This is a genomic window from Coleofasciculus sp. FACHB-1120 (genome assembly GCF_014698845.1).
Classification (GTDB): Bacteria; Cyanobacteriota; Cyanobacteriia; order Cyanobacteriales; family FACHB-T130; genus FACHB-T130.
This window is the reverse complement of sequence record NZ_JACJTV010000028.1, coordinates 56,750-69,949: the sequence shown is the minus strand read 5'-3', so window position 1 is coordinate 69,949 and position 13,200 is coordinate 56,750. Positions and strand designations below refer to the sequence as shown.

8 protein-coding genes and 1 pseudogene are annotated in these 13,200 nt (G+C 48.4%); 6 read left to right on the top strand and 3 right to left on the bottom strand.

Translation table 11 applies throughout. The features are described from left to right. The 6 genes and pseudogenes from H6H02_RS20825 to H6H02_RS20800 form a co-directional block, all read left to right on the top strand. A pseudogene (locus H6H02_RS20825) lies at window positions 1–86 on the top strand (IS1 family transposase); the annotation flags it as partial. Between the two features lie 179 nt (window positions 87–265). Then, complete coding sequence (locus H6H02_RS20820) at window positions 266–1,156, top strand: lipid kinase (RefSeq protein ID WP_190821311.1); 891 nt, start codon at window positions 266–268, stop codon at window positions 1,154–1,156. Window positions 1,157–1,221: 65 nt separating this feature from the next. Further along, a complete protein-coding gene (locus H6H02_RS20815; protein ID WP_190821309.1) occupies window positions 1,222–4,068 on the top strand; it encodes an HAD-IC family P-type ATPase in 2,847 nt (948 codons plus the stop codon). Between the two features lie 87 nt (window positions 4,069–4,155). Next, window positions 4,156–5,319 (top strand): DNA replication/repair protein RecF, encoded by a 1,164-nt coding sequence (gene recF, locus H6H02_RS20810; protein WP_190821307.1) that lies wholly within the window; start codon window positions 4,156–4,158, stop codon window positions 5,317–5,319. 190 nt (window positions 5,320–5,509) lie between these two features. Next, on the top strand, window positions 5,510–5,989 hold the full coding sequence (locus H6H02_RS20805; RefSeq protein ID WP_347342634.1) for a hypothetical protein: 480 nt from the start codon (window positions 5,510–5,512) through the stop codon (window positions 5,987–5,989). Window positions 5,990–6,476: 487 nt separating this feature from the next. Next, window positions 6,477–8,750: a CBS domain-containing protein gene (locus H6H02_RS20800; protein WP_190821305.1), complete on the top strand. Its 2,274-nt coding sequence runs from the start codon at window positions 6,477–6,479 to the stop codon at window positions 8,748–8,750. 51 nt (window positions 8,751–8,801) lie between these two features. On the opposite strand, the gene H6H02_RS20795 is transcribed toward H6H02_RS20800, so the two are convergent. Genes H6H02_RS20795 through H6H02_RS20785 form a run of 3 tightly spaced genes read right to left on the bottom strand, consistent with a single transcriptional unit; the run spans window position 8,802 to window position 13,185 of the window. Continuing rightward, on the bottom strand, window positions 8,802–11,423 hold the full coding sequence (locus H6H02_RS20795; protein ID WP_190821296.1) for a CHAT domain-containing tetratricopeptide repeat protein: 2,622 nt from the start codon (window positions 11,421–11,423) through the stop codon (window positions 8,802–8,804). Then, window positions 11,399–11,581, bottom strand: a complete 183-nt coding sequence (locus tag H6H02_RS20790; RefSeq protein WP_190821294.1) for a hypothetical protein — start codon at window positions 11,579–11,581, stop codon at window positions 11,399–11,401. Before H6H02_RS20790 ends, H6H02_RS20795 begins: the two co-directional genes overlap by 25 nt. Next, the gene (locus tag H6H02_RS20785; protein ID WP_190821292.1) at window positions 11,581–13,185 is read right to left on the bottom strand and encodes a HAMP domain-containing histidine kinase; all 1,605 of its coding nucleotides are present in this window, start codon (window positions 13,183–13,185) and stop codon (window positions 11,581–11,583) included. Before H6H02_RS20785 ends, H6H02_RS20790 begins: the two co-directional genes overlap by 1 nt. Window positions 13,186–13,200 lie beyond the last annotated feature (15 nt).

Sequence of the window (13,200 nt, the reverse complement as noted above, 5' to 3'; positions counted from 1 at the left end):
CGTTATCGTTCTCTAAAAAATTGAGCAATCATATTGGGGCAATTTGGTACTTTGTGCATCATTACAATGCCTCTCTTCGTTCGTGACCATTACTATTCAGCACTACCCAAAAATTATCAAAGTTACAAAGTAGCAAATTGTCAAGTTAAGATTTGGGGTTAGCTAAAATTCTCCTTCAAGCTTCAATTCCTCTTGCCTCCCCAGATAGATTTCTTTTTATCAAAGGTTTGTCAAGATAATTAACAATTAATGGAAGAGGCTCAACATGAACCGGCGAGCATTGTTGCTGCTAAATCGCCACGCACGCCGAGGAAAAGAGGGTTTATCAGAGGCGGTTGCCAAATTGCAGGAGTTAGGCTTTGACCTGCAAGAAGAGTCCACACAAAAGCCCCAGCAGCTACCAGAAATTATCCGTCGCTACTGCGATCGCGTCGATCTCGTTATCATCGGTGGCGGAGATGGCACCCTAAATGCTGCCGCCGAGGGTCTAATTGACACCCAACTCCCCCTGGGCATCCTGCCCTTAGGAACAGCCAACGATCTGGCACGAACCCTTTCCGTTCCTGTCTCCCTCCCTGAAGCTTGCGAGGTAATCGCAACAGGTCAAGAACAGCGAATTGACTTAGGTTGGGTGAATGGAAAGCACTTCTTCAATGTTGCAAGTCTCGGATTGAGCGTGCAAATTACTCAGCAGCTAACCAAAGAAATTAAGCAACGCTGGGGAGTCTTCGCCTACGCAGTCACCGCCATCCAGGTGGTTGGGCGATCGCGACCGTTTCTCGCAGAAATTCGTCTCAATGACGAATCTATCCAGGTGAGAACCGTGCAAATTGCAGTCGGAAACGGTCGATATTACGGCGGTGGCATGACCGTCGCTGACGATGCTAGTATTGACGACCAGCGCTTGGATCTGTACAGCTTGGAAGTTCAAAATGCATGGCAGATCGTCCGCTTGCTACCTGCCATGCTCAAAGGAAAACAAGCAGAATGGTCTGAGGTGAGAAGTCTTCAAGGGCGGGAAATTGAAGTATCCACACTGAAACCTCTCCCGATTAATACGGATGGTGAAATCACCACTTACACGCCTGCCAAATTTCGCCTAATTCCTGAAGCGATATCGGTTTTGGTTCCACAATCACCCCTACGCACTCCTTAAAATACCTCCCAGTCACCGGATTTAAGCCCTATGATTAAGTGCTAGTAGGTGTTAAAGCATTTCCCGTGACCCCATCTCCTTCACATTCAAAACCCGATCTAGCAAGCGTCTGGCATACTCTACCAGTGGACAAGACACTGGAGCAGCTAGCAAGCGACCCAGAAGCAGGTCTGACGACCCAGGAAGCCAAACAGCGGTTGCAGCAATACGGTCCCAACGAACTGCAAGAAACTGCGGGTCGAAGTACCTGGGAAATCTTGCTCGATCAGTTCAAGAACATCATGTTGTTGATGCTGATTCTAGTAGCGCTGATTTCTGGGATTCTAGACTTAGTGGATTTACGCGCTGGAAGATTAGCCCCTGGTGAAATTCCCTTCAAGGACACGATTGCAATTTTACTGATTGTCATCCTTAACGGCGTCTTGGGCTATCTCCAGGAAAGCCGCGCCGAAAAAGCACTTGCCGCTCTCAAGAAGCTTTCCTCTCCGAAAGTGCGAACGATCCGAGATGGCAGACAAATAGAGGTAGACGGCAAGGATCTTGTTCCAGGAGACATCATGCTCCTAGAAGCAGGGGTGCAGGTTTCAGCCGACGGGCGTCTAATTGAAGAATCCAATCTGCAAGTGCGGGAATCGGCACTAACCGGCGAAGCCCATCCATCGAGTAAGCAGGCAGCGGTGCATCTGAGTGAAGAAACCGCGTTGGGCGATCGCATTAACTTAGTCTTTCAAGGTACTGAAGTCGTCCAAGGACGCGGCAAGGTCATCGTCACTGGCACTGGCATGAAGACGGAACTCGGCAAAATTGCCGATATGCTGCAATCCGTCGAAAGCGAAGCGACCCCCCTGCAACAGCGGATGTCCCAACTGGGCAACGTGCTGGTATCGGGTTCTTTGATCTTAGTCGCTTTGGTCGTGGTGGGTGGATTGCTCCAAAGCCGCTTCAGCCTTGGACGTTGGGATTGGGGCGTCTTGCAAGAACTGGTGGAAGTTTCTCTCTCAATGGCAGTGGCAGTAGTCCCAGAAGGCTTGCCAGCCGTGATCACGGTGACGTTGGCGCTGGGAACCCAGCGGATGGTACGCCGCCACGCACTGATTCGCAAACTCCCTGCGGTAGAAACCCTCGGTTCCGTCACGACTATCTGCTCAGATAAAACCGGCACCCTCACCCAAAATAAAATGGTGGTGCAGCGGGTAGACACGGCAAACCACACCTTCCGCGTTACCGGCGAAGGTTATATCCCCACCGGAGAATTTTATCTGGACGAGCGGCAGGTATCCGCAGACCAGTATCGGGATCTGCAAACCCTCATGCTTGGCTGCGTGCTTTGTAACGACGCGATGTTGCAGCACGACAAAAATGAGTGGGCGATTCTCGGCGATCCCACCGAAGGGGCATTAATTGTCCTTGCCGGTAAGGGAGGAATTGATAAAGAACCGCTCAGCCGCCAAATGCCGCGCCTTGTCGAGTTTCCTTTTTCCTCCGAACGCAAGCGGATGAGCGTGATTTGCGAAGCGAGAGCTTGGATTCAAAACACGCCTTTTTCTAGCAGCCATCTGATGTTTACGAAGGGTTCTCCAGAGTTGATTTTGGAGCGTTGTACACAAATTCAGGTAGGCGACCAGAGTGAAGTTCTGCGCGATGAGCAACGAACTCAAATTCTGGAGCAAAACAACCAGATGGCAAGTAAGGGCTTGCGGGTGCTGGGATTTGCTTACAAGCCTTTAGACACTGTTCCGCCCGAAGGATCGGAGGAAACACATGAGCAAGAATTGGTTTGGCTGGGTTTAGTCGGAATGCAGGATGCTCCGCGTCCGGAAGTGCGGGACGCAGTCGCCAAATGCAAAGCCGCTGGAATTCGAGCCATGATGATTACTGGCGACCACCAGCTGACAGCACAAGCGATCGCCCAAGATTTAGGGATAGCCCAAGAAGGCGATCGCGTCCTCACAGGTCAACAACTGCAAAAGTTTAGCCCCGAGGAGCTAGATCAAGTCGTTGACGAAGTCAATATCTACGCCCGTGTTGCCCCCGAACACAAACTCCGCATTGTCCAAGCCCTCCAACGTCGCGGTAGATTCGTCGCCATGACCGGCGATGGCGTCAACGATGCCCCAGCCCTCAAACAAGCCGACATCGGCATTGCAATGGGCATTACCGGCACCGATGTTAGCAAAGAAGCCAGCGATATGGTGCTACTGGACGACAACTTCGCCACCATCGTCGCTGCTACCGAAGAAGGGCGGACTGTTTACAGTAATATTCGCCGCTTTATTAAATACATTTTGGGCAGCAATATCGGCGAAGTGTTGACCATTGCAGCTGCACCGCTCCTTGGCTTGGGAGGCGTTCCGCTCTCGCCGTTGCAGATTCTGTGGATGAACCTGGTTACGGATGGTTTACCCGCTCTCGCCCTTGCCGTAGAACCCGCAGAACCCGACGTGATGCGCCGTCCTCCCATGAATCCCCGCGAAAGTATTTTTGCCCAAGGGCTGGGTGCTTACATGGTTCGGATTGGGATTATCTTTGCGATTATCAGTATTGCTTTGATGGCATGGGCTTACAACTATACTCATGCACCCGGCTATCAGGGAAATCCAGACGTTTGGAAAACGATGGTCTTTACAACCTTGTGTCTCGCTCAGATGGGACACGCTTTAGCGGTTCGTTCTAACAGCCGACTGACGATCGAGTTAAATCCCTTTACCAACCTGTATTTGTGGGGAGCAGTGGTTGTCACCACGGCGTTGCAGCTAATGCTCGTCTACGTACCCCCTCTGCGTTCTTTCTTTGGAACTCACTATCTCACCCTCACAGAACTCGGTATTTGTATCGCCTTCAGTTCCTTAATGTTCGTTTGGGTGGAAATGGAAAAACTGTTTATCCGTTTTTTCTACAAAGGCAGACGGTAATCAGTAATCGCTAATAGGTAATGGGGCATTTAGGACTGGTTATCGGAAGAATTTAGGCTGAAAATAATCACCAATGACCCATTAGCTATGTATCTCAAAACTCTCCACCTCCGACAGTTTCGCAACTACTTAGACTGCGAGGTTGATTTCGAGGCTCCTAAGACGATTTTGGTGGGGAATAATGCCCAAGGGAAATCCAATCTTTTGGAAGCAGTCGAGTTACTATCAACTCTCAAAAGCCATCGAGCCGGACGCGATCGCGACCTGATCCGCGAAGGCTCGGCGGACGGTAAAATTACAGCAACACTGGAACGGGCTAACGGCTTAGTGGATCTGGCTTTGACCCTCCGCACTCAAGGGCGTCGCACCGCAGCTATTAACCAAGAAGCTTTGCGACGCCAGATGGATTTTCTCGGCGTCCTCAACGCTGTAGAATTCTCCAGTTTAGATTTGGATCTGGTACGAGGTGCCCCCGAACAACGTCGCAACTGGCTAGATTCCATCCTCACCCAGTTGGAACCCGTCTACGCCCACATTTTGCAGCAATATAACCAAGTATTACGACAGCGCAACGCCTTATTAAGACAAGAAGCGAGAAAAGCCCAACCTTCTTCTGCCAGCAGGCAAGAGGAAGTTGTCACCGAGTCTGGAGACTTGAATCGGGACTCTGAATTAGCGTTGTGGGATGTCCAATTAGCGATCGCGGGTTCTCGCGTCACCCGTCGTCGAGCCAGAGTCCTGACACGGCTGGCACCTCTCGCTCAGGCTTGGCACGCTAGCATTAGCGGTAGAGCTGAAGTGCTGGAATTGAAATATGCCCCCAATGTCACCCTGGAAAAGGACGACCCAGAAGCGGTGCAGCAAGCTTTTTTAGAGAAAATTCAACAGCGTCGGGTCGTCGAACGCCACCAAGGCACAACCCTCGTCGGTCCCCACCGGGACGAAGTTGAGTTTACCATCAACCAAACACCAGCAAGAATTTATGGCTCCCAAGGTCAGCAGCGAACCCTCGTCTTGGCGCTGAAGCTGGCAGAGCTAAAGCTGATTGAAGAAGTCGTTGGAGAACCGCCGCTGTTGTTGCTTGATGATGTTCTAGCCGAGTTAGACCCAAACCGCCAAAACCAACTGTTAGATGCCATTCAAGACCGCTTTCAGACCCTGATTACCACCACTCACTTAGGTTCCTTCGATGCCCAATGGTTGAATTCTTCTCAAATTCTCTCCGTCCAGGCAGGGCAGATAAAACGATGAAGTTTGTTCGTTGCGTAAAGGCGGGTTGAAGCAAAATATTTATAAATAGCCAATTAGATGGACAAACCTGCGCTGACAAGTCGGTTTTTCTTTTACCGCTGGTCGCTGGCTTGCAGCCTCTAACCCGATCTCAATCCGGAGTCACCCTCAGAAGTCTCGTATCCAACAATATGTTCTAAAGAGAGAATCTGTGCCTTACTTATTTAACGAACTGTCAACCTACACCCAGATTGATTGTGACGTAATTAACTTTGCTGCTATGCGAAAAATGGATATGGCTATGGATCGGGATGAGATTGCTGGGCTGGGTGCTTCATTGCGACAGATCGATCAGAAGCTAACCTCAGCCAAGGGAGATGGGGTCAAAAGAGTATGGTATCAGGGTGGAGAACCTTATTTCGATCTGTTTATTGACCTGCGAGAAGATAATATCGAGTGGTTTCAGTTGACTTTACGTGGCAAATCCCTGTCCTGGAATCAAACAGGCTGGCAAACAGGGATAACTAATGAAGGGATGGTTAACGATATTACTTTTTATCCTGCCAGCAAATTGATTAAAACCGACAATTGCCCTGATTTTACTTTCATTGAATTAGCATATTCTATTCTAAAAACCCGCGCTGGCGATGCGATTGTTGATAAGATTTTGGTGTTGTTCAAGCCTGAGTAATGAATGGCTAATCGCTAATCGAAGATGTTTTTGCCCAATTAGCAATTAGCCTTTAACCTAATAATTAAGCTTATTCGTAAATTATTTTTAGGTGCAGTATACCAGCACAAAATTGGATTTAAGGAGTCTGTTCTTGTAGGGTATCCCGCTTTTGAGCCATTGCTCGAACCTTGTTATTATTCTTTTTTTATAAGAAAAAATATCCTCAATCCTTCATTTCTGAAGAGTTTAGAAATAGAGTTTAAAAACATTGGACTCCCGCCCAGAAAGGGGAATGTGTTCTCTTAGCTAACTGTATTGATGTTGGAGAGACAATTTATGAATTAGCCCTCTATCTAGTGATTTATTTTTCTTTAAGAACACATAAATATTTATTGCAATAAGGTAATGATTTATTGCACATAACTAAGAATAACCATCAGTTTGGGTGTATCGCAGTTTACAATTGCCAACAGTACCCCCGTGGAAATTACTGGATGGGTTCATAATGCAGCCCAACGCTCTGCCGCTTCCTTGCTTATCTCTAGATCCTGCCATTGATCGTCAGCCTCTGACTGTAGCACCTGACACACCCCTCCTTGATGTCCTGGCGCTAATGAGCCAGTTACGGAGTAGTTGTGAGTTGTCCAGCAGGACACAAGGAGACACCAGTGCAGCTTCAGAAGATGCAAGCCAGAAGGCTGGCGAGGGAATGAATGCCGCATTGCCGCACCCTGCATCCTGTTGGTTGTCACAAGAGGAGAGCGATTTTGACACCGCCGATGCCGCAGGTCATTGTGTCTTGGTAATGCAGGGATCGCAGCTCGTGGGAGTCTTTACAGAGCGCGATATCGTTAGACTAACTGCCGCCAGAGCTTCCCTAATCAACGTCAAAATTGCCGATGTCATCACGCAACCAGCCATTACCCTCAGGCAATCGGATGCTCACGATGTTTTCACTGCCCTTTCCCTATTTCGTCAGCACCGAATTCGCCATCTGCCAATCATTGACGATAATGCAGGGGTAGTCGGAATTGTCACGCACGATAGTATTCGCAAAGCGCTGCAACCCGTTAATCTTCTAACGCGATTGCGATACGTTGCGGATGTGATGACATCCCAAGTCGTTCATGCGCCTGTAACGGCTTCTGTTCTCGATTTAGCCCAAATCATGGCAAGTCAGCTAGTCAGCTGTGTAGTCATCACAGAACAGAGGGAGAACAGGATTGAGAATAAGGAAATAAAGACGCTTAATTCCCAATTTCCAGTTCCGGTAGGGATTGTCACTGAGCGAGATGTGGTGCAGTTTCAGGCGATGGAATTGGACTTGGCGAAATTGCAGGCAATAGACGTAATGAGTACACCGTTATTTTGCCTGCAACCCTCAGATTCCCTATGGGTTGCTCATCAAGAAATGCAACGGCGGCGCGTGCGGCGTCTGGTGGTTGCTAGCAATCAGGGTGAATTACTCGGCATTGTCTCCCAAACCAGCCTGCTACAAGTGCTGAATCCAGCGGATATGTACAATGTCATTGAGGTATTGCAGCAGGCAGTAGAAGAGCGTACCAAAGCATTAGAAAACAGCAACGAGCGATTGCGTTGTGAGATTGCTGAGCGGAAACGAGCTGAAAAGGCATTGCGGCAAGCGCACGATAACTTAAAAAAACAAGTAGAAGAACAAACGGCGGAATTGGCTCAAGCGAATGCGCTTCTCAAAAAGGACATTATTGAGCGTGTCGCAGTAGAGACGGCGTTGCGGAAATCTGAGGCGCAAAAGACAAGATTGATCTCATCTCTCCAAAAACAAGCCGAGCATCTGGAACAAACTTTACACCAACTGCAAAAAACCCAGGCTCAGCTAATTCAAACCGAAAAAATGTCCAGTTTGGGGCAACTGGTTGCCGGTATTGCCCACGAAATCAACAATCCGATTAATTTTATTTATGGCAATCTCAGCTATGCCGGTCAATATGTCCAAGATTTGCTGAATCTGCTACAACTTTATATCAAGCATCATCCTCAGCCAGTACCCGAAATTCAAATAGAAATCGAGGCAATTGACCTGGATTTTTTGAAGACGGATCTCCCGAAACTTTTAGGCTCGATGAAGGTAGGAGCTAACCGCATCCGGGATTTGGTCTTGTCTTTGCGAAACTTTTCCCGATTGGATGAAGCGCAACAGAAATTTGTGAACATCCACGACGGGATAAATAGCACTCTTCTGATATTACAAAATCAACTAGAAGCAAAAGCGGGACGCTCTGGGATTCAAGTTATTAAAGAATATGGCAATCTCCCTGCTGTGGAGTGTTTGGGAGGGCAGATTAACCAGGTGTTTATGAATATTATCAGTAATGCCATTGATGCCCTTGAAGAAGTCTTCGCTAAAGAAGCGTGGGTAAAAGCTCATGGGGAAGAAAATATCAATTACCAACCCCCAACTATTTGGATTCGCACCGAATTAGTAGGCAAAAATCAGGTGGCGATCCGGATTGAAGACAACGGAATTGGGATGACGGAAGCGGTACGGTGTCAAATGTTTGACCCTTTCTTCACAACAAAACCTGTGGGTAAAGGTACCGGCTTAGGATTATCAATTTGCTATCAGATCGTAGAAAAACATGGTGGTCAGCTTAAGTGTGTTTCCGCACCCGGCGAGGGATCTGAGTTTGTAATTCAAATTCCAATTCGACAGGCAACTCATACTGAATCTGTGTATTCACCCCGTCGCCTAAAGCCTACAATTGAGCGAAGTGAAGAGCAACAGCTACACGGAGCTTAGCCAACGGGCGAAAGAATTAAAAACAGAAGAGTTTCTATGTTTTAGTTTTAATTATTGTGCTTCTCCAATAAGCGTAAAAGCCGCCCAGTCCTTCGGATCGGGGTGTTGCTTCATTGTTGTCAACATCGCCTGACGCATCGCTTGCGCTTTGTCGGAATCCTTTTGCAGGTTTTGATAAAATTCGGTCATTAAGGATGCTGTAGGGGCGTCTGGCACCGACCAGAGGGACACAATTACACTGGGTATGCCCGCAGTAATTAAGCTGCGAGATAGCCCGATAACGCCATCGCCGGTAATTTTGCCTCTGCCAGTGTCGCAAGCACTCAGTACAACTAGCTCAGCATTCAGTTTCATGTCTAGAATTTCGCTAGCGGTGAGTAAGCCAGTATCCTGCTCAGATGGAGCGAGAGCGATCGCACCTGGTACACCCAAACCTTTGAAATCATCCAGCAATCCATGTGTCGCCAGATGAATAATCTTCGCTTTGGGCATCTGTTGCGCGATCGCTATTTTGGTGGCTTGCTTGCCAATCAGAGGTTTTGTTTTGAGGAGAGAAGCGATCGCTTTTGCTTCCTGTTCCGCACCCGGTAGCTGAGATAACGGCTCCGGTTTCTCCCCCATTTTAGGAGCAACTTTAGGCATTGTAGGATTGCCTACCACTAGCACTTCCTTTCCCGATACACGTTGCCGTTGCTTGCGGGTTAGCTCCAGAACCTGAATTGCGGGTGCTGTCACGATAGAGTGTTGCTCAATGAGGTATTTGCCACTGGCATCTTGCAGTGCTGGGAAGGGAACTAGGAACAGTTCACTTTGAGGGATGAAAATAATTCGGTCGTTGGGGTCTTTTGGCAATCGGTCAGCAATCGGTTGAATCAGTAGTTGATGGAGTTGCTGTAATCGTTTATTAGTGCTGGTTTTATCCACTTTAGAGGTAACGGCAAGGCCACGACCTCTAACGCCGATGGAATCACGGCTGCTAGTAACAAGTTCTTCTAGAGAAATGTTTTGTTTTTGCCACAGAGGTTTCAGATCAGCCCTGCGAAACGTTACTTCACCTGTAGGCTTGATGACCCAAATATAAAGTTCTGATTCTTGAGCTTGTTGTTTACCTTGAACGTTGAATGTGTCGTAAATAATCGAATATTGAACGAGTGTCGAGGTTTGCGCTTTAGCAATTTGTTTAATTTGCTCAATGGTAGGAGGTTGAAGGTTAGAAGGTTGAGCTGAACCTTCAACCTGTAACCTGTCATCCTGCAACCTATCAGCGAGTAATTCCACAAAGGCCCGTGCCCTCCCCCGCTCCGCAATTTCTAGTGCTGGCTCAGTTTTATTCTGGGCAATGAGGACTTTTTGTAATATCTGGTACGTGCCAATTTGCCTTTCAAAGATTGACACCTTATTCGCATCGTTACTGCCTAAGCCCGCTCGGATAGATTCCAGAACCTTAATTCCATCCATTAAAATTGGCTCTGCGGTTACGAAATTGCCCTGTTTGTAGAGAGTAAAACCCATATTTTGCAGAGCTATCCCTTCGCTTTCACGGTTTTGAATTTCTTGTGCGATCGCTAACTGTTGCTGAGAGGATTCAAGCGCTTTAACATAGTCCCCAAGGCGACGGTAAGCCACTCCCAGATTACCTAGTAAAGCTCCTTCATTGCGTCGATCTTTGATTTCTCTTGCGATCGCCAAACTCTGCTGACTATAATCAATCGCCTTGGGATAGTCATCTAAAAAAATATAAGCTGTTGCCAGATTAGCCAGTGCCAACCCCTCACTTCGTCGATTTTTTATTTCCCGGACAATCGCTAACTGCTGCTGAGAGGATTCAATCGCTTTAGCATAGTCTCCAAGGTTACTGTAAGCGACTCCCAAATTGCCCAGTGCCGCCCCCTCGCTTCGTCGGTCTTCTATTTCCCGTGCGTTGGCTAACTGCTGCTGAAGGTAGCCAATCGCCTTGGCATAGTCTCCCAGAGAAACGTAAGCTGCTCCTAGATTGGCTACTGCTTTCCCCTCAGCTTGTGGATCTGGAAATCCCTCTGCTGCGACGAGCGCTAATACCTGCTGAGAATACTCAATCCCCCTAGGGTAGTTTTCCAAGTTAAGGTAAATCCCTCCCAGATTAGCCAATGCCGCCCTCTCATTGAGAGGGTCTTCTATTTCTCTCGCGATCGCCAACTGCTGCTGAGTGTAATCAATCGCTTTGGCATAGTCACCTAGAGAGTCATAAACCAGTCCTATCGCTCCTAGCGCCAATGCCTCGCCTTTTCGGTTTTTGATGTCCCGGTAGATTAAGAGTGACTGTTCCAAAGACTGTAATGCCGCTTCCCATTGGCTGGTAAAGTACTGCCCAGCTCCTTGTTTGCGTAAGCGGTCTGCTTGAGTCTCATAAACCATGTCGATCTTTTCTAGCACCAACTCCTCGCCTCGGCGGTCTTTGAGTTCCTGGTAGATCAAGAGTGCCTGTTGCCAAGACTGTAATGCCGCTTCATGTTGATTGGCAAGAAACTGGTCAAATGCTTGCTCATCCAGTCTCGCTGCTTCCGCTTTCCGGGCATCTGGAGTTTGAGCCAACGCTTTGGGTGCTGAAGTTGCTGGAAAATTGGCAGCAACCGGCGCGGCAGCATTGGCAAGAAGCATGGCGAATAAGGTCAGTCCGATTTTTGGGAGTCGCATGGCTGGAGCAACAGGTGTAGATGTGCGGCATTAGCTACACTGTCATAGCCCAGACACAAAGAGACTGTCCAGCGATCGCGGCTGTAACGAAGATCGGATGCTAGACGTAAGACTCGCATTGGTGGCGGGATAGCGATCGCTATCCCGTGATTACCCATCAAGCATTCCAAATGCCGGAACCATCCACATCTAACGGTAGGAAAATCGTCATGACCTCACCTTGCTGGGGTCTTTGGCGCACAATCAGTTTTCCTCCTAACGCTTGGAAGAGATTTTTGGTGACATTGAGATTGAGGCTCAAACATCCGGTTTCTGGCTGGAACATCAATAGCTGACCAATTGACTTGCGCGTTGGTGGGTTGTTGTCTGCTGCTAGAGAGTTGCCGCTTTCGTCAGGTTGGTTTTGAGACTGGAGTTGCAACTTTAGCTGGTCTCCGGCGGGTGTCACCTCTACCTGAATATGACCGCCTGCGGGGATACTGCGGGTGAAGTTTTCAATTAACCCAGTCAGTACCTGATCGAGCATGGCGGGATTACTAACAACAGCGGGGAGCTTTTGCGGTAATACCACCTCTAAGGTTAAGTTGCGACGATTTGCTTGTTTTTGCCAACGAGGAATGCTGTTTTGGAAGACCTGCGCCACCGACATCGCCGTCAGGTGAACGGGCGATCGCTTAATCGGTTCTGTTTCTAATTCCACCGCTCGGAAAAACAACTCCATGCGGTCGATTTGCTCGGTACACTCGTGATCGATCACTTCCAAACGCCTGATGATATCTGGTGCTAATTCCTTACGGCGCTTGAGCAACAGCCGCGTTAAGGTGCGAATGGTACTCAGCGGCGTCCGGACTTCGTGGGCAAAAGCTTGGAGTAATTCGACATCATTAGAATTTTGAATTTTCAGTTTTGAATTTTCAATTAATTTAGAATTCAAAATGGGCAGTTCAGAATTATTTTCTAGTTCTTTACCTTTTGCTTCTTGCCCACACCCAAGACGAGGTACATCGGCATCTTTCCGATGTTCACCTCTGACTTCTTCGGGCAAATGTTTCAACAACAAGCGGCTAAACTGCATAACCGTTCGGTAATCAGGCGCTTGGGGTGCAAAGCGTTCAACTAAAGTTTCTAACTGACCCACGAGATGAAGGCTAGTCAGTAACAAGCGCGATCGCAAACTTTGCCACGCTTGGGTTACGACTTCCGGATCAAAAGAATATTGGAAAGCTGGGACACCTGTAATATCTTCTCCAACGACCATCACTAAGCTGAACCGTGGTGTGAAAACCACACAAAACTGTTCGGTTGTTAAGGGATCGGCAGGGATTAACGGGTAGTTAGAAGTCGATTGAGGTTCGTTTTCCTTCGGCTGAGTTGTGGCTGGAGGCAGCAGAAACGGCATTAATGCCAGAGGATTAAATCGCTCTGCTGTAAAAATCCCGGTGTGTACGCGAGCCATTATCGCTGGGTGGCACAGAACCGGCACGGGACCCGCTAAAACTAGGCCCAAGGTTTGAGGAGAATCAGTGGCAGGTTCTAGAACTTGCAGCAGCAACTGTTCCAAAGCAGCGATCGCTCCACACCACTCCCGCGACGCACGAGCGTACTCTCGCCCTGTCCGACTGACAGGGCGCAATCCATTCGCTTTTTCTGCTGTCTGCTTTTCTGCTGTCTGATCGATAGAAGGCACAACAGGACTTGCCCCAGCCTGTTCGCTCTGGGCTAATATTTCACTGATGCTTGGCAGTAACCACTTTTTTTGCACAAAGATCCACCCCTT

Excerpts from the sequence above, each read along its gene's own strand:
- H6H02_RS20820 (WP_190821311.1), top strand. The coding sequence starts at position 266 with ATGAACCGGCGAGCATTGTTGCTGCTAAATCGCCACGCACGCCGAGGA.
- recF (WP_190821307.1), top strand. The coding sequence starts at position 4,156 with ATGTATCTCAAAACTCTCCACCTCCGACAGTTTCGCAACTACTTAGAC.
- H6H02_RS20800 (WP_190821305.1), top strand. The coding sequence starts at position 6,477 with ATGCAGCCCAACGCTCTGCCGCTTCCTTGCTTATCTCTAGATCCTGCC.
- H6H02_RS20795 (WP_190821296.1), bottom strand. The coding sequence starts at position 11,423 with ATGCGACTCCCAAAAATCGGACTGACCTTATTCGCCATGCTTCTTGCC.
- H6H02_RS20790 (WP_190821294.1), bottom strand. The coding sequence starts at position 11,581 with ATGGGTAATCACGGGATAGCGATCGCTATCCCGCCACCAATGCGAGTC.